The sequence below is a fragment of the Bradyrhizobium centrolobii genome (genome assembly GCF_001641635.1).
In the GTDB taxonomy this organism is placed as follows: Bacteria; Pseudomonadota; Alphaproteobacteria; order Rhizobiales; family Xanthobacteraceae; genus Bradyrhizobium; species Bradyrhizobium centrolobii.
Genome location: NZ_LUUB01000079.1, coordinates 273,432 through 295,602 on the forward strand (window position 1 = coordinate 273,432; position 22,171 = coordinate 295,602).

Sequence of the window (22,171 nt, forward strand, 5' to 3'; positions counted from 1 at the left end):
CGTATGTCGCGCCGCGAGATCGACTGCGTCATCCTGAACGGACAAGTTGCGTTCGGCGCCGAGCGCGCAGCTCTTGGCGGCAATTTCGGCCTTTGGACCTACCGGCGTCCGCGCGTTGATCCCGTTTGGAGCACCGCAGCCACGGCGATGAAGACCATTGATGCGCCGCGTTTCGTTTAGGCACGACATAGGCGAGCGCAAACGGCCGCTTTTGCAAACCCCGCCATGATCGAATCTTGCCGGTGTTTTGCCCGACGTGTCAAACGGTTTAGCGGGGGGCCATACTCACTATCGGCAGCCCCGCGCTACTTTGCATGGGGTTGTTTTTCAGATTTTTGCTTGGCTCTCCGAACCGGTCCGATTTTCGCACCGGTCGCTCCTGGCCTCAGGGCCCGCAGACGATCACCCCGTACCAGCCGAGCCCCCGATAGGTCTCGTAGCCCGGCGTGGCGTGGAAGGCGACCAGGGCGCCCGAGCGGTCGTGATAGAAGCCGGAGCGCTGGCCGTTCAGCGACAGCGAGAGGCGCTCGCTCAGAATGCCCTGGCCGTCGGAGGACGCGATTACACGCAGATGCGAGTCGATCAGCAGCACGCGCGCCTTGTCGCTGTCGCCGACGCGCACGCCCTGGACGATGGCGCGGGCCTGCGGCTCCCAGTCGAAATGGATGGCGAGCACGCCGATCGGCGCGCCATTGGCCTGTCCGCCGGCACGCACGCTGGCGCAGTAGGTCGCAACCTGCGCATTGCCGAGCAGCGGCTGGTTCTCGACGTCGCCGGCGACATAGTCGTCGCCGGAGCGCAAGGACCGCGCCTCGCGAAACCATTTGGTGCCGGCGACGTTCTGGCCGACCACGCGAAAACGGTCGGCGCGGCCGTTGGCGATGACGTTGCCGTCGAGGTCGCAGAGCCAGAGGTCGAGATAGACGGTGTAGGCGCCGAGGATCACCCCTAAGCGCTGCGATGCATGGGCGACCGCTGCAGTGCTCGGCGAGGCTGCGCAATCGACCACGGCGGAATCGGTCGCCCACCAGCGCACGTCGCAGGTGCGCTCATAGAGGTTGCGGTCGATCAGCTCGATGGCGTTGAGCGACAGATCGACCATGCGCTCGCCGCGCGAGCGCTGGCTCATCCGCTCGATCGAGGCGACGAGATCGCCGGTGCGCTTTGTCAGTTGGGTCTCGAGCTCGCGCGCGATGGTCTCGACCTGCTGGCCGACGCCGCGCACCTCCTGCGCCACCACCGCGAAGCCCGCGCCTTGCGCGCCGGCGCGCGAGCTCTCGATCAGCGCGTTCAGTGCCAGCATCTTCATCTGGTTGGTGATCTGCTGGATCGACTTGGTCTTGTCGACCGCGATCTGGTTGACCTCCGCGGTGAGGCGGTTGATCAGCGCGGAGATGTCGGAATCATCGTCGGCGGGTTCAGTGGTTCCGTTCGCAATCGGCTTGGCTTTCAGACCCAGCGCAGCAGACATCAGGGGCTTCCTTGGCAATGAGGCCTGATCTGCAACGAACCCGGAACAACAAATTACAGATCGAATATGAGTCGTTTTCGAAGATTCCGCCTAACGCCCACTTAATTTGCTGACTGCGCCACTGCTCAAATGATAGTCAGCTCGCTCAGGAATTCGGCAATCCACCGCTTTCTGAGGCGTCGAGATTGCAAATCGCCCAAGATTCCCGACGAATCCTCTGATCTGACGCGGCTGTCCCGCCGCGGGTTTTACCCGGACTAGTCGAACACGCTCGAATCATGACGCCGCTCTCCACCGCCTTGCCCGTCGAGATGCCCCAGGCTTTTCTTGGCGTGGCGCGCTCGCTCACCGACAAGCTCTGGCGGGACCGGCTGGACGCGCGCGGGGCCGCGAGGGCACTCGCTATCGTGCAGCGCCACCAATTGCCGGAGCTGCTTGCGCGCGTGCTGGCCGGGCGCGGCGTCGATATCGACGCGGTGCCGGACTTCCTCGACCCGACCATCCGCAAACTGCTGCCCGACCCGTTCACCGTGACCGAGATGGAAGCTGCAGCCAAGCGCATCGCCGATGCCGCAGCGAGAGGCGAGAAGGTCGCGATCTTCGGCGACTACGACGTTGACGGTGCGACCTCGGCGGCGCTGCTCGCCTGGCACCTGCGTCATTGCGGGCTCGATCCGCTGATCCACATTCCCGACCGGATTTTCGAGGGTTATGGCCCGAACACGGAGGCTGTGCGTGTACTGGCCGCGAAGGGCGCGACGCTGCTCGTCACCGTCGATTGCGGCACCACCAGCATCGAACCGTTGGCCGAGGCCAAGCGGCTCGGCATGTCCGTCGTCGTGATCGATCACCATCAGTGCGGCCTCGACCTTCCCGAGGTCGATGCACTGGTCAATCCGAACCGCCCCGATGATCTCTCCGGTCTCGGCCATCTCGCGGCCGTCGGCCTCGTGCTGGTGACGCTGGTCGCGGTCAACCGGGAGCTGCGCCAGCGCGGCTTCTGGACCAGCGAGATACCCGAGCCGGACCTGCTCGGCATGCTGCATCACGTCGCGCTCGGCACGGTCGCCGACGTCGCGCCGCTGATCGGGCTGAACCGCGCTTTCGTCGCCAAGGGCCTGATCGCGATGCGGCGGCGCGACCATGTCGGCCACACCGCACTGATGGACGTGGCGCGGCTCAATGGCCCGCCGGAGGCCTGGCATCTCGGCTTCATGCTGGGGCCGCGCGTCAATGCCGGCGGCCGCATCGGCCGCGCCGATCTCGGCGTGCGGCTCCTGCTCGAAGGCGACAGTGTAGAAGCTGCGCGGATCGCCGCCGAACTCGATCGCCTCAACAGCGAGCGCCGCTTGATCGAACAGGCCGCGGAGGCCCAGGCCGAAGCCGAGGCGCTCGCCTCGATCGGCTTCGAGGACAAGCTCGGTGTCATCGTGACGGCCTCCGAGGGCTGGCACCCGGGCGTGGTCGGCCTCGTCGCTTCCCGGCTGAAGGAGAAGTTCTCGCGGCCGGCTTTCGCCATTGCGCTGGAGCCCGGCGGCATCGGTACCGGCTCGGGTCGCTCGATTGCCGGCGTCGATCTCGGCAAGGCGGTGCGGCAGGCGGTGGCCGACGGCCTTCTGCTCAAGGGGGGCGGGCACGCGATGGCTGCGGGCGTCACGCTGCGGAAAGAGAAGCTCGCCGAATTCCGCGCCTATCTCGAGAGCGCGCTGGCGCATGACGTTGCGGAAGCGCGGCATGTCAACGAGCTCTATGTCGACGGCGCCGTCTCCGCGCGCGCGGTGACGCCGGAGCTTGCGACCACGCTCAACCGCGCAGGTCCCTTCGGCAGCGGCAATCCGGAAGCGGTGCTGGCGCTGCCGGCGCATCAGCTCGTCTATGCCGACGAGGTCGGGCAGGCGCACTTGCGGCTGCGCTTCAAGTCCGGCGATGGCGCGATCGTCAACGGCATCGCGTTCCGCTCCGTCGGCCAGAAGCTCGGCAATGCGCTCCTGGCGAACCGCGGCCAGCAACTGCATGTCGCTGGCTCCTTGTCGGTCGACCGCTACCAGGGCGCCGAGCGCGTGCAGTTTCGCGTCATCGATGTCGCGCTACCGGACCAGGGGCCATCCGTGATTAGATAGCATTTCGCAAACAACAAAAAAGGGAGTGAACATGGCAGGGCAGGTTGAGGGCAAGGTTGCGCTGGTGACGGGTGGCGCCTCGGGCATCGGCGAAGCGATCGTCGAGCTGTTCGCGCGGGAGGGCGCGACGGTCATTGCCTCCGACATCGACGAGCTGAGGGGCCCTGAGCTCGCAAAACGCGTCACGAAGACCGGCGGCAAGGCGATCTTCCTGGAGCAAGACGTCACTAGCGAGGAGCGCTGGACGGAGATCTCAGCCGAAATCGCGAAGCGCTATGGCCGGCTCGACATTCTCGTCGCCAACGCCGGCATCGGCATTTCCGTGCCCTCGATCGTCGACATGACGCTCAGTGATTGGCGCAAGCAGAACGCGATCAACCTCGACGGCGTATTCCTCTCGGTCAAGCATTGCCTGCCCCTGATGCGCAAGACTGGCGGCGGCTCCATCATCATGATGTCCTCGCTTGCGGGCCTGCGCGGCGCGCCGGGGCTGTCCGCGTATTCGGCGACCAAGGGCGGCGTGCGGCTGTTCGCCAAATCGATCGCGATGGAGTGTGCGGCGGCGGGCGACGGCATCCGCGTCAACTCCGTGCATCCCGGCATCATCGACACGCCGATCTGGGGCAAGATCCCGACGGGCGCGACCGGCAACCAGGGTAACGCGCCGATCGATCCGGAGGAGCGCGCGAAGATTGCAACGCCACTCGGCCGTGCCGGCCAGGCCGCGGAGATCGCCAGCGGCGTGCTGTATCTCGCGTCCGACGCCTCGCGCTACGTTACCGGCAGCGAGCTCGTCATCGACGGCGGCATGAACGCAGGCAGCGCGCCGCGGCGGGTGTAAGCCACGCAGGGCAGGGTGGCGCTCGCAGGGGCTGACGCGCAGGCGCCGGCCCTGTAGAACGCGAGGAGCTTCCGACCGAAAGAGGTTTCCTTCGCCATGGCGCACAGCCTTCATGCCTCCGTACCCGCGCCCCATCGTTCGAACCGGCCGGACCTCGCCACCGATGCGATCCGCACCGTGCGCGAGGACCTTGCCGCCTGCTTCCGGATGGCCGCGCGGAACGGCTTCGAGGAGGGTATCTGCAACCATTTTTCCGCGGTGGTGCCGGGCCATGACGAGCTCTTTCTCGTCAACCCCTATGGCTACGCCTTCCGCGAGCTCACCGCGTCAAAGCTCCTGATCTGCGACTTCCACGGCAATGTGCTCGACGGCGAGGGCGTGCCCGAGGCGACCGCGTTCTACATCCACGCCGAGATGCACAAGCGTCTGCCGCGCGCGAAGGTGGCCTTCCACACCCACATGCCTTATGCCACCGCGCTGTCGATGACCGAGGGCGATCCCTTGATCTGGGCCGGCCAGACCGCGCTGAAGTTCTATGGCCGCACGGCAGTGGACCGCGACTATAACGGCCTCGCGCTCGACAACCGCGAAGGCGCGCGCATCGCATCGACCGTCGGGGATGCCGATATCGTCTTCATGAAGCATCACGGCGTGATGGTGCTGGCGCCGACCATCGCGGAAGCCTGGGACGATCTCTATTATCTCGAACGCGCCGCAGAAGTGCAGGTGCTGGCGATGTCGACGGGACGCAAGGTTCTGCCCGTCGATCCCGCGATTGCGGCTGCGACCTACAAGCAGATGCGGGAGGGCGATTCCGAATCCGCGCGGCTGCATCTTGCTGCGGTCCGGCGCCAGCTCGACGCTGAAGAGCCGCAGTATCGGCATTGACGGCACTTCGTCATTCCGGGACGAGGCGAAGCCTCGAACCCGGAATCCATTGTGCAGCAAGCGAGGTGGAAAGATGGATTCCGGGCTCGCGCCAAGTGGCGCGCCCCGGAATGACGGGGGAGAGAGCGTGCCCTACGATCCCTGCCGCAACTTCGCCAACACCTTCAGCCCGCCGTAGCCATCCGCCGGCGCGATCCCCGCCCGCTGCTGAAAATCCTTGATCGCCTTCATCGTGTCGTTACCGACGCGACCATCGGTGCCGCCGGTGTCGAAGCCGGCTTTTGTCAATCGCGTCTGCATCTCCTGCACCTCGGCGAGTGTCAGCGCGCGTTCGGAGCCGGGGAAAGGCTGGATGAAGGGCGACGCGCCGAGGCAGCGGTCGCCGAGATGGCAGATCGCCAGCGCGTAGTTCATCGAGGGATTGTAACTCTTCACTGAATAGAAGTTCGGTCCGAGCAGGAACGTCGGCCCGCCCGCGACCGGTGTCCACATCTGCGCGGAGGCATTGGGTTGCGGAAACGGCTGGCCGTCAGCGCGGGTGACGCCGGCGGCTTGCCAGGCCGCGTAGGTGCGGCTGCCGCTCATGTTGCCGGACGCACGCACCTCATAGCCCCAATGCTCGCCGCGATGCCATTTGCCGCGATTGACGAGATACTTTGCCGTCGATCCCAGCGCATCGTCGGGCTTGCCGAACGGCGAGACCTTGCCGTCGCCGTCATAGTCGATGCCAACGTTGAGCCAGACCTCGGGCATCCATTGCGAATGCCCCATCGCGCCGGCCCAGGAGCCGCGCATCTCCTCCGGCGTGCTCCAGCCCTTGTCGACGATGCGCAGTGCATTGATCAGCTCGGTCTCCCAATAGGCCTTTCGTCGCGGCTCGTTCCAGGCGAGTGCCGCGAGGGAAGGAAACACCGGCGTCATGTGGTTCTGTTGCACCAGCGGATCGCCATAGGCTGACTCCACGCCCCACAGCGCGAGCAGCGTGCCGCGCTCGACCCCAAAATCGCGCTCGATGCGGGCGAACAGCGCCTCGTTGTTCTTCAGTGCGATCTTGCCGTTGATGATGCGCCAGTCGGAGACGCGACGATTGATGTATTGCCAGACCTGCTCGTTGAATTCGGGCTGGTTGCGGATCTGCTTGAACACGCTCATGTCTGGCTCGACCCGTGCCATCGCGCGCTGCCACGTCGCAGCCGAAATGCCTTTCGCCATGGCTCGCGCGCGAAAGCTTTCGCGCCATTCATCGAAGCCGGGCGGCGTTGCCGCAAGGACGCGCGTCGGTGATGCGAGCAGAGGGGCTGCACCGAGTGCGGATTGGAGCAACGCGCGGCGGGTGGGACTGGCCGAGGAATCAGCTGGTTTCATGTGTCCATTCTAGCGGGAAACTGCGCCCCTGTGAGCCGGTTCCTGAGACGTGCCGATGAGTTCCAGCGTAAGTTCACATGCGGCGCGGAACAGGAAGATTCAGCTTCATCGTTCCCCGGAACAAAGTGCCGCACTCCTGCATTTGATGGAGCAGGGCCCCGGCCGAACGCTGGGGCTTCTTCGCTGCAGGCGCCCAGTTGGCAGAATGCGAATTGGAGGGTGATGAAGATACGCACGCATTCAGAGAGTCATGTCGTCGAGCTGGACGACGGATCCCGCTGGCAGATCTTTCCCGGCGATCTTGATCAGACGCTAGACTGGAAACCCGAGACCGAGTTGCGCGTCGAGCGCAGCGATGAACGGGTGAGTTCGCATGTGCTGGTGAATTGCACAGACCAAAGCCGCGTGCGGGTGATTGCCGCAAATGAGACCTGGCCCGCCGGCGAGGTTAAGAATGTGTTGAGGGGCGGATAGGCGCGCCTTGCACAAGTCGATCAATCCCAAGTTCTGAGCTTGTCGCTTTACGGTCGGTTCGTTCCTGTCTGCGCAGGATGCGTACCTAATCCTCTTCCTGCAACTCGGCAGCAATGTTGGAAAGCCAGCGCCGGATGGTCGCCTCGGCCCTGGCATCGAGGCCGCCGGCGAGGCGCGTCTCTAGCTCGATCACGCGCTCCCGGCATGCCTTGAGCAGCGTCGCGCCACGCGCAGTCAGCGTCCATTGCTGGATGCGGCCATGGACGGGATGGGGCGTCATTTCGATCGCACCGTCGCGTTCGAGATTGCGAATGATCACGCCAGACGGTCTGGGGCGTCAGGAAGGTGAGGCGGGCGACATCGGCGCCCGAGAGGCCGGGATAGGCATTGAGCATGGTGAGCACCGCGAATTGCGGTGACGTCACGCCGAGATCGGCGAGCGTTCGTTCCATCTTCAGCCGAACCGCGGCGTGGGCCTGACGCAGCAGATAGCCGAGATAGCCTTGCTCGCCACGCTTGCCCTCGCCGGGCGCGGGAACGCGCACGGAACCATCAACGACCGGTCCGGACGTCTTTCGTCGCGCGGTCGCTTTTCGGCCCGGTTGTGATCTTGTGATACCAGCCGTCTTGCGGTGCATATAAGAGCTCTTATAAGATGTAAGCATTCTGACAATTACACGAGGTGAACGGAAATGTCACACGCCCGCAGCGAATATGAAGATTTCAAGCGCCTCGCGCCCGACGCCTATGATCTGGTGCTCGCGCTTGGCCAGCTCGCAGCCAAGGCCGGCCTCGACAAGCAGCTTCTGGAACTGGTCAAGCTGCGGGCCTCGCAGATCAATGGCTGCGCCTTCTGCGTGCAGCATCACATCCTCGTCTCGGAGCGTATCGGCGTGCCCGTGGACAAGCTCAACCTGGTCGCGGTCTGGCGCGAGGCGCCGATCTTCTCGGCGCGGGAGCGCACCGCGCTGGCCTGGGCCGAAGCGCTGACCTTCCTCCCCGATGGCGTCAGCGACGAGACCTATGCGGAGGCGAGCCACGAATTCTCGGAGACGGAGCTGATGTATCTGACCTCGGCGGTCGCCTCGATCAACACCTGGAACCGCTTTGGCGCGGCGTATCGCTGGACACCGGCGAAGCGGCCGGTCGCGGCGAATGCCGCGGCGTCCTGATCGCGAGGAGAGGAGGTCGATATGACAACAATGATGATGGCCGCCGCGCCGCGGCAGACGCCGTCGCGGCCGATGTCGCTTGCCGTCGTCGCAGGGCTCGCCTGTGCGCTCGCGATCGGCCAGGCGCTGCCGCTGACGATGGACACCGTGTCCGGTGCGCTGGCACCGCTATGCGCCACCGCCGCCGAGAGCTCGCCGCTCGACAAGGTCGAGCCGATCGCCTCCTACCCGCTGCCGAACGTGCCCGGCAAACGCGTCACCATCGTGCGCGTGTTCTACGGTCCCGGCGGGTTCTCGCGGCCGCATCGTCACGCCGGCTCCGTCACCGCCTACATCACAAAGGGCGAGATCCGCTCCCAGCTCGGCGGCGGCCCGGTCGCGACGTTTGGAGTCGGCCAGTCCTTCTTCGAGCCGCCCGGCTCGACGCATCTGGTGTCGGCCAACGCCAGCACCACGGAGTCGGCGGAATTGATCGCGGTGTTCGTGGCGGATGAGGGCGCGCAGCTCACGACGTTCTTGGAGTAGCGCTGACACTGCTTCCCCGACGTCGTCCCGGCCTTCGCGGGGACGACACCGAATGGGCGGCATGTGCAATGCGTCTACACTAGCCGCTCAATTGTCCTCGCCGCTCGAGCCTTCGCGCTGGTCCGGCTTGATCACGTCCTCCGGCAGCGAATGCGCGACCGGCTGCGGGGTGCCTGCGATTTCCGGGCCGACCTCGCGCCCGCGGGCCTGGATCAGACGTTCATAGGCCGAGACCAGCGTGGCGTAGGGGCTGACCCAGATCCAACCGTCGCGGGTGAACAGCTGGATGTCGAAGTGCAGGTGCCTGGACGTGCCGGCGGGATGATCGAGATAGTTCGAGACCACGCCGATCTTCTCGCCTTCAGTAACGATGCGGCCGTTGAGCAGTCCGTCGGCGTTCATGGCCTGCGGATTCATGTGCATGTAGCGGAATCGGATGTGCTCGGTGCGGCTGTTGACCTCGAGCGTCGCGGCCTGGTCCTTGATGCCACGGATCACCGCGGCATCGCGGACCGCAACTACCGCCCGCTGCCTGGGATCGCAGCGCTCGCCACTATCGCCGGGGGACGGGCAGTCGGCCGCGCGAATATCCTCGCCCTGATGGCCATAGCCGCCGGCGCATTGCCAGACCTCGAAACTGCGCGACTCGCAGAAATTGTCGCGCCAGGGATAAGCGGTCGCGGGATTCATCTTGTCGCGCTTGACGTGGGACTGTGAGCGTACGAAGGCGGGTGTCTTTTCGAGCGGAAAGCGGATCTGCGCATAGGCGATGACGTCGGGATGGCCACCTTGCTTGCGGTACCCGCTGTTCGGGATGATGTCGCCGCTCGGCCGGTAGGTGAAATCCGCCGAGCGCTCCGCAGGACGCTCAATGCCGTCGGAGGCGATGTCCATCAGCGGCCGCATGCGCTGGCCGCCCGCGACGCGCAGCGCCTTCAGGAAGCGTTCGGCAACCGGATAGGCTTCCTTGCAGGCCAGCCGCCGCGGCTTGGCAACGCTGTCGAGACATTGGATCGACACCACATAGGCGACGCCGAAGCGCGTGAAGGCGTAGCGCACGAAGCCTTCCCGGATGAACCTGCGCAGATCCGGATAGAGCGCCGTGAGCGATTTGACCTGCTCACCCTTGCCGCCGGCGGGATCGGCGATGTCGTAGATCAGCGCGGAGCCGGTGATCTGCACCTCGACCGGCCTTGCGAACACGCGTGCCGGCATGCCGTCACCGGCGCCCGGCTCGAACGAAAAGCTCGCACTGTAGCCGGCGGGGCCGGCATCGAACACGTCGACGGGATTGAAGTCGGCCTGGTAGCGAGCCAGCGCAAGAGGCGCCGGCGCGCCGCTGCGCTGCGCATCGAGGTAGGCGGCGGCGTCGAACGGCAGCAGCACGGGGATGGAGCTGCGTGCGATACCGGTGAAGAACTGTGCGGAGATCGCGTTGAGCTGCACCAGCGCCGGCGTGGCGCGCGGATCGTATCGCGGCACCGAACGGCGGGGTGCAAAGATGAAGTCGCCAGCAATCTGGGGGTGGCTGTTGATCTCGGTGCGGAGCTGGTCGAGTGCTGCGCGCCAATCGACGCGCAGGGCCGTGAGTGAAGGGCTGCGGATTTCGTCCGCAGCGAGCGGCGTGGCGGTGAGGAGCGAAAGCGACGCCAGAAGAAGCGAGACGAAGCGGAAACTCTTCCCAACCACTGTCTCGCCCCCCGGCGGCACCTGTTCTCTCCGTTAGTCCTTGGCGCGCTCGGAATAGGAGCCGTCTTCGGTCATCACCACGATGCGGGTGCCGACCGAGATGTGCGGCGGCACGGTGGTGCGCACGCCGTTGGAAAGGACCGCGGGCTTGTAGGAGGAGGAGGCGGTCTGGCCCTTGGTCACGGGCTCGGTCTCGACCACTTCCAGCGTCACGCGCTGCGGCAGCGCGATCGACACCGGGTTGGCGTCGTGCATGGACAGCTTGACCGTCATGCTCTCCTGAAGATACGCGGCCGCATCGCCGACGACGTCCTTGGAGACCTGGACCTGGTCGTAGGTCTCCGGGTTCATGAAGTGGTAGCCGTCGGCATCTTCATACAGGAAGGTGTAGTTGCGCTCTTCGATCGTGGCCTTTTCGACCTGGTCGGTGGTCTTGTACCGTTCAGAGATCTTTACCCCGTCCGAGATTCGGCGCATTTCGATCTGGCTGACCGGGGTGCCCTTGCCGGGATGGATGTTCTCGGCGCTCACGACGACATAGAGCTTGCCGTCTTGCTCGATCACGTTGCCCTTGCGAATAGAACTGGCGATGACTCTCAAAGCTGTATTTCCTGCTTGCTTGGCCCGGCTCCGGCCAGGACTTGGTCAAATTGATGGGGGACTGGGGGCCTCAAATCGGACCTCGGCGCCCGTTTCGGGCCGCAACATACTGATTTTGCCGTTGGATGCCAGCATTTTGCTGTGCCGCGGGGCGGTCGGTTAATGGCTGGGGACAAGCCGATATCCCCGTTCTGGTCGCCCGGGCGCCACCTCGACCGGCGGCCGTTCCTCCGGGCGAGGGGGGCTGTCACCGGGGCTGTACGGGGCTTTTTCGCCGAACAGGGCTTCGTTGAGGTGGAAACCTCCGTTCTCCAGGTCTCCCCGGGCAACGAAACGCATCTGCACGCCCCGCGGACCGAGATCATGCGGCCCGACGGCAGCCGCGCCAGCCGCTATCTGCGGACGTCCCCTGAATTCGCCTGCAAGAAGCTGCTAGCGGCCGGCGAGCCCCGGATTTTCGAGTTCGCGCGGGTGTTCCGCGATCGCGAGCGCGGCGACCTGCATCTGCCCGAATTCACCATGCTGGAATGGTATCGGGCCGCCGCGCCCTATGACGCCATTATGGCCGACTGCGTCGTCGTGATCGCCCATGCGGCGCAGGCGACCGGAATCAGGCAGTTCTCCTTCCGCGGCCGGGCCGCCGATCCCTTGGCCGAGCCGGAGCTTGTGACGGTCGCCGACGCCTTCGAGCGGTTCGCCGGGATCGACCTGCTCTCGACCATTTCGGGCGGAGAGGGCGACCGCGCCGCGCTCGCGGCGGCGGCCGCCGGCAAAGTCCGCGTGGCCGAGGACGACACCTGGTCCGATATCTTCAGCAAGGTTCTGGTCGAGCATGTCGAATCCCATCTGGGACAGGACCGTTTGACCATTCTGTTCGAATACCCATCTCCTGAGGCGGCGCTGGCGCGCGTGAAGGCGGGCGATCCGCGGGTGGCCGAGCGTTTCGAGGTTTATGCCTGCGGCGTCGAGCTCGCGAACGGCTTCGGCGAGTTGACCGACGCCGACGAGCAGCGCCGACGCTTCACGGAGGCGATGGCGGAGAAGCAGCGCCGATATGGCGAAGCCTATCCGCTGGACGAAGATTTTCTGGCCGCGGTCGCCGAAATGCCGGAGGCGAGCGGCGTCGCGCTCGGCTTCGATCGGCTGGTCATGCTGGCGAGCGGCGCATCGCGAATTGATCAGGTGGTGTGGACGCCGCCTGCAGGTGAGACATGACGAAGACCAATCTTGCACGTACGTTGCGCGAGCCGGCCGAGCTCGTGGCCGAGCACCTTGCGCCCGCTGCGGCGCTGCCGACGCTCGAGCGGGTTGCCGCGCGCTATGCTGTGGCGATCACGCCGGCGCTGGTCGAATTGATCGACACGTCCGATCCCGGGGATCCCATCGCGCGGCAGTTCGTTCCGAGCGCCGCGGAGCTGGAGATGCAGCCGGGCGAGAGCGCCGATCCGATCGGGGACCATCCGCATTCGCCGGTGCCCGGCATCGTGCACCGCTACCCCGACCGCGTGCTGTTCAAGCTCGTTCACGTCTGCGCCGTCTATTGCCGCTTCTGCTTCCGCCGCGAGATGGTCGGTCCCGGCAAGGAGAATGCGCTCTCGGAAGATGCCTACCGCGCGGCCATCGATTACATCCGGGCGCATGGCGAGATCTGGGAGGTGATCCTCACCGGCGGCGATCCGTTGATGCTATCGCCGCGGCGGATGAGCGAGATCATGGCCGATCTCGCCGGCATCGAGCACGTCAAGATCATCCGGCTGCACACCCGTGTTCCCGTCGCAGATCCCGCGCGCATCAGCGACGAGATGGTGGCGGCACTGAAGGTCGAGGGCGCGACCACCTGGGTCGCGCTGCATGCCAACCATGCGCGCGAGCTGACCGAGACGGCGCGTGCCGCCTGCGCGCGGCTGGTCGACGCCGGCATTCCCATGGTGAGCCAGTCCGTGCTTTTGCGCGGCGTCAATGACAATGTGGTTGCCTTGTCGGATTTGATGCGCGCTTTCGTCGAATGCCGGATCAAGCCCTACTACCTGCATCATGGCGATCTCGCGCCGGGCACCGCGCATCTGCGCACAACGCTGGCGCAGGGACAGGAACTGATGCGGCAATTGCGCGGGCGGGTGTCAGGATTGTGTCAGCCGGACTATGTCATCGACGTTCCCGGCGGCGCCGGCAAATCGCCGGTCGGTCCGAATTATGTGTTGGCGGTGCAAAATACCGCACCCGATGGGCGTGAAGCGGCGTCGGAAACGCGCTATCGTATCGTGGACTATTGCGGCGACGTTCATCTCTATCCGCCAGAGACCTGAGCGGGTGGAATGTGTGGCGACGCCGGTTTGAGGAATGGAGGAGCAGAATGAGAAAGATCGTCGTGGCAATGTCGCTCCTGGTGGTGTTCGGCAGTGCAGGCCTTGCGCAGACCGGGAGCAAGGGTGCGGGGACGTCGACGTCGGGACAATCGGCAGGTTCAGGCGTGCTGCCCGCGCCGGTCGGTCACCGTCAGCCGCGTGCCTCTGACGTGCCCAGCGAGAAGAATCTGAGCGATCCGAACAATCCGGTGAACAAGGAAGACGCGTTGCTCGACAAGAAGATCAAGAGCATCTGCCGCGGCTGTTGAGGTGCCTTCACCTCTCCCCGCTGGGGAGAGGTGAGGACTAGCGCAACCGACCGACTTAACCTCGTCATGCTCAGGCCGTGCGCTCGTGGAACCCTGCGCGCTGCGAGTTGCGCCGGATCTCGACCGCATCGGCAAGCTGCTCGAGCACGGTCGCCGTGGTCGTCCAGTCAATGCAGCCGTCGGTGATGCTCTGGCCGTAGGTGAGCGGCTTGCCCGGGACGACGTCCTGGCGGCCAGCGACGAGATTGCTCTCGATCATCACGCCCATGATGCGGCTCTCACCGCCTGAGATCTGGCCAGCGATGTCGGCCACGACCAGCGGCTGGTTTTCCGGCTGCTTGCTCGAATTGGCGTGGCTTGCATCCACCATCACCCGCGGGCCGACGCCGGACTTTGCCAGCTCATTGCAGGCGGCCGCAACACTCGCCGCGTCGTAGTTCGGCTTGCTGCCGCCGCGCAGGATGATGTGGCAGTCCTCGTTGCCCGCGGTCGAGGCGATCGCCGAACGGCCGCGCTTCGTCACCGCCATGAAATGATGCGGGTGCGAGGCCGACTTCACCGCGTCCGCCGCGATGCGGACGTTTCCGTCGGTGCCGTTCTTGAAGCCGACCGGGCACGATAGCCCCGAGGCCAATTCGCGATGGATCTGGCTCTCGGTGGTACGCGCACCGATCGCGGCCCAGGACACGAGGTCGGCGATGTATTGCGGCGTCGTCATGTCGAGGAATTCGGCGCCCGCGGGCAGGCCGAGATTGTTCACCGCGGACAGCACGTTACGTGCGAGCCTGAGGCCTTTGTTGATGTCGAAGCTGCCGTCGAGATTTGGGTCGTTGATCAGCCCCTTCCAGCCGACGGTGGTGCGCGGCTTCTCGAAATAGACCCGCATCACGATCTCGAGCTGATCGGCGAGATCTTCGCGCAGGCGCGCGAGGCGCTCGGCATAGTCAATCGCGGCCTCGGGGTCGTGCACCGAGCAGGGCCCGACGACGACCAGGAGGCGGTCGTCCTGGCCGTTCAGGATGGCATGGATTGCGTTGCGCGCCGCCATGACCACGCGGGTCGCGGTGAGGGTCCGCGGGACCTCCCGCATCACCTCGTCAGGCGTGCTCAGCTCTTTCAGTTCGCGGATACGAAGGTCGTCGGTCGTGCTCAGCACGGCGGGGCTCCTGTCTTTGAAGAACCTGCCGGCCAACAAAAAAGCCGCCAGGTCTGGCGGCTGTTCGGATGTCTTGCTGCAATGTGTCAGATTGAGCGCGATCCTCCCGCCGCCAGCGAGCTGTCGTAGCTAAAGTACCAAAAATAGCTGGTGGCGAGGGTGATCATGGGCGGCTCTATAGCGCAGGCCTCCGGGGTTGTCACCCCCAATCGGTACAGGCGCGACCAGGCGCCTCAGGTGTTGCTGTTGCGCGCCGCCAGTGCCATGCCGATCAAGGTGGCCCCGCCGAACAGGAGGTTGATACCGACCAGGATACCGATCGCCCATTCGGCTGAGCTTGGCAGCCCCGCGATCACCATGAACGAGATCGCGATGTCGACGAGGCCCGAGATCAGCAGCCACGACCAGCGGCTGTTCAGCTCGCGGCGATGCTCCAGCGCGTACATGATGGTGGCGACGCCTTCGGCGAGGAAATAGGCGCCGAGCACGATGGTCAGCGTCAGCACGGCCTGCATCGGCCGCGCCAGCAGGATCATGCCGGCAAGCACCGCGAGTGCGGCCGAGATCAGCGACCACCAGAAGCCCGGCATGTTGCGTGCCCAGTAGGTCACGATCAGCCCGCCGATGCCGCTGATCAGGAACATCCAGCCGAGGAAGATCGTGATCGCAAGGCTTGCGAGCGGCGGCAGGATCAGCGCGGCAATGCCGAGAACGGCAAGCAGGATGCCTTCGAACAGGAAGGCCTTCCAGTGCGCCTTCACCGCCTGGCTCATGGCGGACCGCAATCGTGCGAAATCTTCAGGCGATGTCATGGAGGCCTCCAGGTCGCGGATGCGGCTCAGTCTAGTATGGCTGCACCGGCGTTGCCATCCGGCAGCTCACCCGCCGCCCGGCGCCGACGAAAAACCGTCCGCGCTGGTGCGGATGCGGTTGCGGCCGAGAATGTAGATCGCGGTTGTGACAACGAGAAGCGCGATGCCGAGCAGGATCGAGGTGAAGCCGATCGGGATCAGCACGACCGTCACGTTGCGCTCGGGATTGACGATCCAGTGACGGATCGAGGTCAGCACGAAGGCGAGGCCGATAAACCCGACGCCGCCGCCGGCCAGCAGCAACGCCCACATGCGCCGCAACTGGCTGAGCCGCTCCCGGGCGATATCGGTCCGGGGCGCATGGTGGCGCGCGACGCGCTGCACCAGACGGATGGCGAAAGCGATCGAGCTGAAGCCGATCAGAAGGCTCGCCGCGCCCAGCCACATCCTGAGCGTCGGATCGAGATCCGGCATTTGCTGGAGCGTGAGCAGCGGGAAGTCGAAGGCCGAGTGCAAAGCGAGCGGGCCCGCCAACATCAGGAGGCGGCTGGAGAGGCGGGCCCAGTCGCGATGATGGCGGTTTGCACCCAGCGCCGTGCCTGCGCGGGCAATCGTGAGGTAGGCGCCGGCGATGATGCCGAGCGCACCGTGGAACGGCACGGTGAGCACGCTGCGCAGGGCCGCCAGCGACCGCCACATTTCGGCATGTTGCACGAGATAGGCGAGGTTCTCATAGGCTGCGAAGCCGAGGCCGACGGCCGCGCCGTAGACCACCGTGTCCATGGGATTGGCAAAGGTCCGCCGCTTGGTCGAAGAGACCAGCACGATGGCGATCACCTTCACGGCTTCCTCGGGCAGCGCGACGCCGAACACCGAATGCATCGCCAGCGCCGCCCAGGGATTGTCGGGGGCTGCGACCATCTTGGCGAAGGGGGCGCGGGCAAGGCCCAGGAGCGAAATGCTGGCCGCGCCGAGCAGGAACGCGGTCCAGACCTGGGCCGGCGGGCCGGGACGCTCTTCGGCGGCAATGACAAGCCACAGCATCAAGAGCGCCGGGGCGATGGCGGCAGTTCCGATGACCGTGGGTAATGCTTCAATCAGATACATCGGCGCGAAAATAGGTTCCCTTGGCCGGCTTATCCACTTCCACCGATGCGACCATGTGTCATGCGCCTGCTGTCGCTGGCATTAACAACCGGGGCAGATTCCGTTCATCACCACACTTCTCACGCTCGGCAAGCCCATGCATTTCGCGGGGACGTCGAAGCTTGGACGCGTCGCGGCTCGGGCTGCGAAGTCCGGAAGTATGAGCGCAATCAATCGTATGACGGTGCCTGTTCGATCTCGATGGCAGCATTCGTGCAGCCCGCGTCAGGTTGCGATTAGCGAATTAGATCAAAGGAGTATGAAGGTCTCTTCGATTCACGATGCACGTGCCGCGGTCGCAAGTCCAGAGCCGCTTCGGCCAACGCCTGAATAACGCGGAGCCGGGCAGGCCGGCCCAGTCACTATTCATTGTGCGTCCGGCGAGGCGGTGGTCCGGTCCGGCGCGATCGGACCGGCCATATCCAGCCGTCAATGCGTGGTTAGCGGCAGCCTCGCGCCGGGCGCAATGTCGAAGGTGCCGAGATAGAATTCCCGGCCGACCGTCTCGCCCGGCGGGGGACGCTGTGCGAGCAGCGTGAACGCCGCGTGCGGATACTGCTGCCAGATCGCGATGTCACTGGCCGTGATCGTGAGCCAGCCGAAGGTATACATGTAGCGTCCGGGCTCGGTAACCCGGCCGACCCTGTCCCAGGTGATCTTGTCGACAGCCATTCGGTCCCCCGATCGCAACCCTGCAAATGAAGGCCGGCACGAGGCGCGGACCTCGACAGGCTGATCCCGCATTGGGGCCACGAAATGGCGGCGGTGAAGAGGCGAGGCGGCCGGATGGCGGAAGCGGCCATTCAGGGCACCCCGGAGTCGGAGGCGCATCGGGCGCGCCCCTGCGTCGCCGCCGGCTCCCCCAAGAAACCGGCGGCGGTTTCGTCCGACCGACGCCTCAGGCTGACTGCAGCGCAGCCGATCGTACGATCAAGCGGACGAGGTCGTCCCGCTGTTGCCTCTCGGCGAACTTCACCGCAAAGCCGTTGGCAAATTTCCGGATGACGCGCCCCACACAGGCGCCGATCGCGAGCGGCATTCCGACCTGCGGGTCGTATTCGGCCGATACCGCGACACCGGCGGTGGAGACGTCGATGATGAAGCAGGGATGCGTGCTGCCGTCAGCGAGCGTCAGGAAGGTGTGCGGGACCTGCGGGACGAACCGCGCGTCACGCCGGTGCTCCATGACGCTGGCGTCCTTCTGCTTCTTCTCGAGCCAGGTCAGCTTTTCCGACATCCAGGCACGCCGCGCCCGCGTCATATCGAGCTCCATCATGAAGCCCGACTTCAGCGTCGCGCTGATCGTGCATTCGAATTCGCCGAAGTCCTGGAAGTAGGACGTCACGCGCTCGCCGACCTTGCCGACGACCGGGACGTCCACGATCATCCGGAACGGCGAGACACGCCTGGTGCGGCAAGCGAAAGTCCGGAGCTTGCCTTCGCAATCGTACCAGCGATGCAGCGAGTAGCTGCCGTTCACAGTGACTTCCACTGCGCGCTGCCGGAGGAACTCTGCGACGGACATGAGGGCCAATGATGTTTGGGAAGGATTCCGTATTTCCACGGTAGCCAGCAAATTCTAAGCAAATGATACCGCCACTCATGAGCCGGGGTAAATTTCAGGTAAATGCGCACGCGATCGTGAGGGGCTAATCGTCGCGGCGAATGTCCAGGACGCCGTCGATGCGGCGGATGTCTGCAAGCGTCCAGTTGCCGAGCAGAGTGATGATCGCCTCGCGCCGGTACTGATGTCGCTTGTGTCTGGAGGTGTGACGGTAGTCGACCCCGTCCTGCCGAGCCAGCGCGCGCGACACGATCACGATCTGTCGCAGCTTCCGGAGCTCCAAAAGGCTCATCTCTCACCGGGCGTGACGCCGCTGCCCGCGTCGGCGGAGCGGGCGCTGTGAATCAGGTCCTTTCGAAGCTAGCCGTGACGGCTTACGGAGACCTGACAGAGGGGCGGCCGGGGCTTCGGCAAGCGTTCGATCTCCGGCGGCTCAAAGGCGTCCGAGCCAGCTCGTGATCATGAACGTGGAATAGTCGAAGACAACGAGCGGGGCCAGAAGACCAAGGCCGATGAGGAGCTGGATCGTGGCCAAGCGGATTGGAGTGGCCGCAACAGGCATGAGGTGGTCGCGACCTTCTAGACGAAGTGCCCGCGGTCCAAGGCTCATCTGTAGGTACAACGTGCCCCGGGGTCCTGCGCCATTGACCTTCCCGAACTCCATGGCTGCGCGCCATCGTCTCTGAGCGATCCGTTTGCCCAATTCGGCCGCCCTGATCTTTTTTTGCCGGTTTGCCACGCAGGGCATCCAGAGAGGATTTGGCCAACTGCCGGCGTTAGATGGCCGCCTCGGTCTGCGCGTCGAAAACGTGAAGCCTGGTGGGCCGCATGGCAACGCGCAGCTTGTCGCCCACCCTCACGCTCACGGTCGGCTCGACGCTCGCCACCATGATACTCTCGCCGACCTTCATATCGAGGAGGATTTCCGAGCCGAGTTGCTCGACCACCTCAATCACAGCATCGAAGCATGGGTGGCCGAGATCAACGCTGCCCGCTACGGTGAGGTCCTCCGGACGCACGCCGAGCATGACCTCGCGTCCGATATGGCCGCGCAGCCGCCGCGCGGTCTCGTCCGGCAGCTTGATGCGCAGGCCGGAGTTCTCGGCGATCAGCGATCCGTTCGCCTCGGTCACAGTAACGACGGCGAAATTCATGGCCGGGGAGCCGATGAAGCCGGCAACGAACTTGTTGGCGGGCTGATTGTACAGCTCGAGCGGCTCCCCCACCTGCTGCACCACGCCCTCTCTCATGACGACGACCCGGTCGCCCAGCGTCATGGCTTCGACCTGATCGTGCGTAACGTAAATGGCTGTAGTGCCGAGACGCAGATGCAGCTTCTTCAGCTCAACGCGCATCTGCACCCGCAGCTTGGCATCGAGGTTCGACAGCGGCTCGTCGAACAGGAACACGCGGGGGTGGCGCACGATAGCACGGCCTAACGCCACGCGCTGGCGCTGGCCGCCTGAGAGCTGGCGTGGCCTGCGCTTCAGCAGTTCGCCGATGCCGAGGATGTCAGCCGCCTCCAGCACGCGCTTGTCAATCTCGGGCTTTTCGAATTTGCGCATCTTCAGGCCGAACGCCATGTTGTCGTACACGCTCATGTGCGGGTACAGGGCGTAGTTCTGGAACACCATGGCAATGTCGCGGTCCATGGGTGCCAAATTGTTGACCACGTTGCCGTCGATGGAAATGTCGCCGGAACTGATCGCTTCAAGCCCGGCGATCATCCTGAGCGTCGTCGTCTTGCCGCAGCCGGAGGGGCCGACGAACACCATGAACTCCTTGTCGCGGATCTGCAGGTTGACGTCTTTGACAGCGTGCATGCCGTCAAAGAATTTGTTGATTCCCTTGAGGACGACCTGGCCCATTTGCTTCCACCTGCATCCCAACGGCGTATGCGCAGTCGCATGCGCGCTTTCGAATCCCCTTGATCCGCGGTGCTGTCAGCCCTTCACCGATCCGGTCAATCCTGCGACGTAATGCTCGACGAAGAACGAATAGGCGATAGCAACCGGTATAGATCCAAGCAGGGCCCCAGCCATCAGCGGTCCCCAGTAAAATACGTCTCCTCGGATCAGCTCCGATGTGACGCCGACCGGCACAGTCTTCTGCGCAGGCGAGGACAAGAAGACAAGCGCATAGATGAACTCGTTCCACGACAGCGTGAAAGCGAAGATGCCGGCCGAGAGGATGCCCGGGATCGCCACCGGAATGACGATGTAGAGCATCGCCTGCCAGCGCGAGGCGCCGTCGATGCGCGCGCATTCCTCGAGCTCCTTGGGCACCGCCTTGAAGTAGCCCATCATGATCCAGGTGCAGAACGGAATAAGGAAGGTCGGATAGGTCAGAATCAATGACCACGGCGTGTCGCCCAGCCGATAGTTGCGGATGATCTCTGCCAACGGAATGAACAGCAGCGTCTGAGGCACCAGATAGGTAATGAAGATGGCGGTGCCCAGGCTGCCGGCAAATGGAAAGTTCAGCCGCGACAAAGCATAGCCGGCGAATACGCCGCACACGAGCGAGATAGCGGTTGACGCGAGCGCAATGAACGTCGTGTTCCACAGCCACGATGCAAACAGCGTCTCCTCGAACAGGTACCTGACATGGACCCAGGTCGGATTCCAAGTCCAGAACGGATTGTAGTTGGTCGAATTCCAGGGCCGGTAAAGCTCGCCGTCCGGCCGCACCGAAGTGATCACCATCCAGTAGAACGGGAACAGCAGAAAAAGCAGGAACAGCGCCATGGGCACGTAGAAGAACACCCACTTTCGCCACCTTGCGCCTTCGATCATGGCTCAGCGGACCTCCACGCGGCGGATGTAGAGAAGCTGGATGACGACGACCAGAAACAGGACCGGAAACATTGCGAGTGAGATCGCGGCGCCCTCGCTCAAGAGGCCGGTGCCGATGCCGATCTGATAGGCGTAGGTGGCGAACAGGTGCGTTGCGTTGGCCGGCCCGCCGCCCGTCATCACATACACAATCTGAAAATCGGCGAACGTCTGAATCACCGAGAACAGCATCACGACCATGGTCACGGGCAGCAGCAGCGGCCAGGTGATGTGCCAGAATCGCTGCCACGGCTTGGCGCCATCGATGGCGGCGGCCTCGTTGAGCTCGGGACTGATCGTCTGCAGGCCGGCGAGCAGGCTGATGGCGAAAAACGGCACCCCGCGCCAGATGTTGACGATGATAATCGAGATCATGGCGAGGTCCGGATCGCCCAGCCAGTTGATCCGACCGGTGATCAAACCGAGATGGTAGAGGAGCCAATTGAGAACGCTGAACGTCGGGTCGAACATCCACTTCCAGGCGAAAGTCGAGAGCACGGTCGGAATAATGAACGGCAGCAGGATGAAAGCACGGGTAAAAGCCTTGCCGCGGAAATTACGGTTGAGCAGCATGGCCAGCCACAGCCCCAGCGCCAGCTTGAAGACGGTGGTCACGCCCGTATAGAGGAAGGTGTTGTAAACGGCGGTGCGAAAGATCCCGTCATTGAAGATCTTGTAGAAGTTGGCGAGGCCGACGAAGTCACCGCGCATACCGACGCGTGAGCTGGTGACCGACAGCAATATCCCTTGAATGAAGGGATAGGCAATGAACATGCCGAGCAGCACGATGGTCGGCACCAGCAGCACGAACGCCAGCCAGCGCTCGTCCTCGAGCAAACGCTGTCGCCGGGGAGGGGGCGCCTCGTGGAGCGTGGTGTCGGAAACCGCGCTTATCGCCAT

At 64.5% G+C, this 22,171-nt stretch carries 23 protein-coding genes and 1 pseudogene; 10 read left to right on the plus strand and 14 right to left on the minus strand.

What is annotated here, in order from left to right; all coding sequences use genetic code 11:
• Positions 1-3: 3 nt before the first annotated feature.
• The gene (locus AYJ54_RS49800; RefSeq protein WP_161491913.1) at positions 4-180 is read left to right on the plus strand and encodes a hypothetical protein; all 177 of its coding nucleotides are present in this window, start codon (positions 4-6) and stop codon (positions 178-180) included.
• 205 nt (positions 181-385) lie between these two features.
• On the opposite strand, the gene AYJ54_RS27610 is transcribed toward AYJ54_RS49800, so the two are convergent.
• Complete coding sequence (locus tag AYJ54_RS27610) at positions 386-1,471, minus strand: methyl-accepting chemotaxis protein (protein ID WP_063703884.1); 1,086 nt, start codon at positions 1,469-1,471, stop codon at positions 386-388.
• A 278-nt stretch (positions 1,472-1,749) separates the two neighbouring features.
• Between AYJ54_RS27610 and recJ the strand changes: the two genes are divergently transcribed.
• From recJ to AYJ54_RS27625, 3 genes are all read left to right on the plus strand, one after another.
• On the plus strand, positions 1,750-3,591 hold the full coding sequence (gene recJ, locus AYJ54_RS27615; RefSeq protein ID WP_063703885.1) for a single-stranded-DNA-specific exonuclease RecJ: 1,842 nt from the start codon (positions 1,750-1,752) through the stop codon (positions 3,589-3,591).
• A gap of 31 nt (positions 3,592-3,622) precedes the next feature.
• Positions 3,623-4,432 carry an SDR family NAD(P)-dependent oxidoreductase gene (locus AYJ54_RS27620; protein WP_063703887.1) on the plus strand — a complete coding sequence of 270 codons (810 nt, stop codon included), beginning with the start codon at positions 3,623-3,625 and terminating at the stop codon, positions 4,430-4,432.
• Between the two features lie 96 nt (positions 4,433-4,528).
• Positions 4,529-5,320, plus strand: coding sequence for an aldolase (locus AYJ54_RS27625; RefSeq protein ID WP_063703888.1), 792 nt, complete (start codon positions 4,529-4,531; stop codon positions 5,318-5,320).
• Between the two features lie 132 nt (positions 5,321-5,452).
• Here AYJ54_RS27625 and AYJ54_RS27630 read toward each other — a convergent pair whose 3' ends face one another.
• Positions 5,453-6,685, minus strand: coding sequence for a lytic murein transglycosylase (locus AYJ54_RS27630; RefSeq protein WP_063703890.1), 1,233 nt, complete (start codon positions 6,683-6,685; stop codon positions 5,453-5,455).
• A gap of 222 nt (positions 6,686-6,907) precedes the next feature.
• On the opposite strand from AYJ54_RS27630, the gene AYJ54_RS27635 reads away from it, so the two are divergent.
• Positions 6,908-7,159 (plus strand): hypothetical protein, encoded by a 252-nt coding sequence (locus AYJ54_RS27635; RefSeq protein WP_063703892.1) that lies wholly within the window; start codon positions 6,908-6,910, stop codon positions 7,157-7,159.
• Between the two features lie 85 nt (positions 7,160-7,244).
• On the opposite strand, the pseudogene AYJ54_RS27640 reads toward AYJ54_RS27635, so the two are convergent.
• Positions 7,245-7,797: pseudogene (locus AYJ54_RS27640) on the minus strand (MarR family winged helix-turn-helix transcriptional regulator).
• 54 nt (positions 7,798-7,851) lie between these two features.
• On the opposite strand from AYJ54_RS27640, the gene AYJ54_RS27645 reads away from it, so the two are divergent.
• The gene (locus AYJ54_RS27645) at positions 7,852-8,331 is read left to right on the plus strand and encodes a carboxymuconolactone decarboxylase family protein (RefSeq protein WP_063703893.1); all 480 of its coding nucleotides are present in this window, start codon (positions 7,852-7,854) and stop codon (positions 8,329-8,331) included.
• A gap of 21 nt (positions 8,332-8,352) precedes the next feature.
• Entirely contained in the window at positions 8,353-8,856 is a 504-nt protein-coding gene (locus AYJ54_RS27650; RefSeq protein ID WP_063703895.1) for a cupin domain-containing protein, read from the plus strand.
• Positions 8,857-8,943: 87 nt separating this feature from the next.
• On the opposite strand, the gene AYJ54_RS27655 is transcribed toward AYJ54_RS27650, so the two are convergent.
• Together AYJ54_RS27655 and efp are read right to left on the minus strand one after the other, a co-directional pair.
• Positions 8,944-10,566: a hypothetical protein gene (locus AYJ54_RS27655; RefSeq protein ID WP_063703896.1), complete on the minus strand. Its 1,623-nt coding sequence runs from the start codon at positions 10,564-10,566 to the stop codon at positions 8,944-8,946.
• A 12-nt stretch (positions 10,567-10,578) separates the two neighbouring features.
• Positions 10,579-11,145 carry an elongation factor P gene (gene efp, locus AYJ54_RS27660; protein WP_063703898.1) on the minus strand — a complete coding sequence of 189 codons (567 nt, stop codon included), beginning with the start codon at positions 11,143-11,145 and terminating at the stop codon, positions 10,579-10,581.
• Positions 11,146-11,307: 162 nt separating this feature from the next.
• On the opposite strand from efp, the gene epmA reads away from it, so the two are divergent.
• The 3 genes from epmA to AYJ54_RS27675 are packed head-to-tail and all read left to right on the plus strand — an operon-like array spanning position 11,308 to position 13,759.
• Positions 11,308-12,360, plus strand: a complete 1,053-nt coding sequence (gene epmA / locus AYJ54_RS27665) for an EF-P lysine aminoacylase EpmA (RefSeq protein WP_063703899.1) — start codon at positions 11,308-11,310, stop codon at positions 12,358-12,360.
• The gene (locus tag AYJ54_RS27670) at positions 12,357-13,451 is read left to right on the plus strand and encodes a lysine-2,3-aminomutase-like protein (protein ID WP_063703901.1); all 1,095 of its coding nucleotides are present in this window, start codon (positions 12,357-12,359) and stop codon (positions 13,449-13,451) included. Before epmA ends, AYJ54_RS27670 begins: the two co-directional genes overlap by 4 nt.
• A gap of 47 nt (positions 13,452-13,498) precedes the next feature.
• Positions 13,499-13,759, plus strand: coding sequence for a hypothetical protein (locus AYJ54_RS27675; RefSeq protein ID WP_063703903.1), 261 nt, complete (start codon positions 13,499-13,501; stop codon positions 13,757-13,759).
• A 70-nt stretch (positions 13,760-13,829) separates the two neighbouring features.
• Here AYJ54_RS27675 and AYJ54_RS27680 read toward each other — a convergent pair whose 3' ends face one another.
• From AYJ54_RS27680 to AYJ54_RS27725, 9 genes are all read right to left on the minus strand, one after another.
• Positions 13,830-14,915: a 3-deoxy-7-phosphoheptulonate synthase gene (locus tag AYJ54_RS27680; RefSeq protein ID WP_063704273.1), complete on the minus strand. Its 1,086-nt coding sequence runs from the start codon at positions 14,913-14,915 to the stop codon at positions 13,830-13,832.
• Between the two features lie 233 nt (positions 14,916-15,148).
• Positions 15,149-15,727 carry an HdeD family acid-resistance protein gene (locus AYJ54_RS27685; RefSeq protein ID WP_063703905.1) on the minus strand — a complete coding sequence of 193 codons (579 nt, stop codon included), beginning with the start codon at positions 15,725-15,727 and terminating at the stop codon, positions 15,149-15,151.
• A 66-nt stretch (positions 15,728-15,793) separates the two neighbouring features.
• Entirely contained in the window at positions 15,794-16,834 is a 1,041-nt protein-coding gene (locus AYJ54_RS27690) for a PrsW family glutamic-type intramembrane protease (protein WP_063703907.1), read from the minus strand.
• Between the two features lie 468 nt (positions 16,835-17,302).
• On the minus strand, positions 17,303-17,545 hold the full coding sequence (locus tag AYJ54_RS27695; RefSeq protein ID WP_063703909.1) for a hypothetical protein: 243 nt from the start codon (positions 17,543-17,545) through the stop codon (positions 17,303-17,305).
• Positions 17,546-17,771: 226 nt separating this feature from the next.
• Positions 17,772-18,398, minus strand: coding sequence for a PilZ domain-containing protein (locus AYJ54_RS27700; RefSeq protein ID WP_063703911.1), 627 nt, complete (start codon positions 18,396-18,398; stop codon positions 17,772-17,774).
• 124 nt (positions 18,399-18,522) lie between these two features.
• Positions 18,523-18,720, minus strand: coding sequence for a hypothetical protein (locus tag AYJ54_RS27705; RefSeq protein WP_161491914.1), 198 nt, complete (start codon positions 18,718-18,720; stop codon positions 18,523-18,525).
• A 493-nt stretch (positions 18,721-19,213) separates the two neighbouring features.
• A complete protein-coding gene (locus AYJ54_RS27715; protein WP_063703916.1) occupies positions 19,214-20,305 on the minus strand; it encodes an ABC transporter ATP-binding protein in 1,092 nt (363 codons plus the stop codon).
• Between the two features lie 75 nt (positions 20,306-20,380).
• Positions 20,381-21,232 (minus strand): carbohydrate ABC transporter permease, encoded by an 852-nt coding sequence (locus AYJ54_RS27720; protein WP_063703918.1) that lies wholly within the window; start codon positions 21,230-21,232, stop codon positions 20,381-20,383.
• Positions 21,233-21,235: 3 nt separating this feature from the next.
• Entirely contained in the window at positions 21,236-22,171 is a 936-nt protein-coding gene (locus tag AYJ54_RS27725) for a carbohydrate ABC transporter permease (RefSeq protein ID WP_063703920.1), read from the minus strand.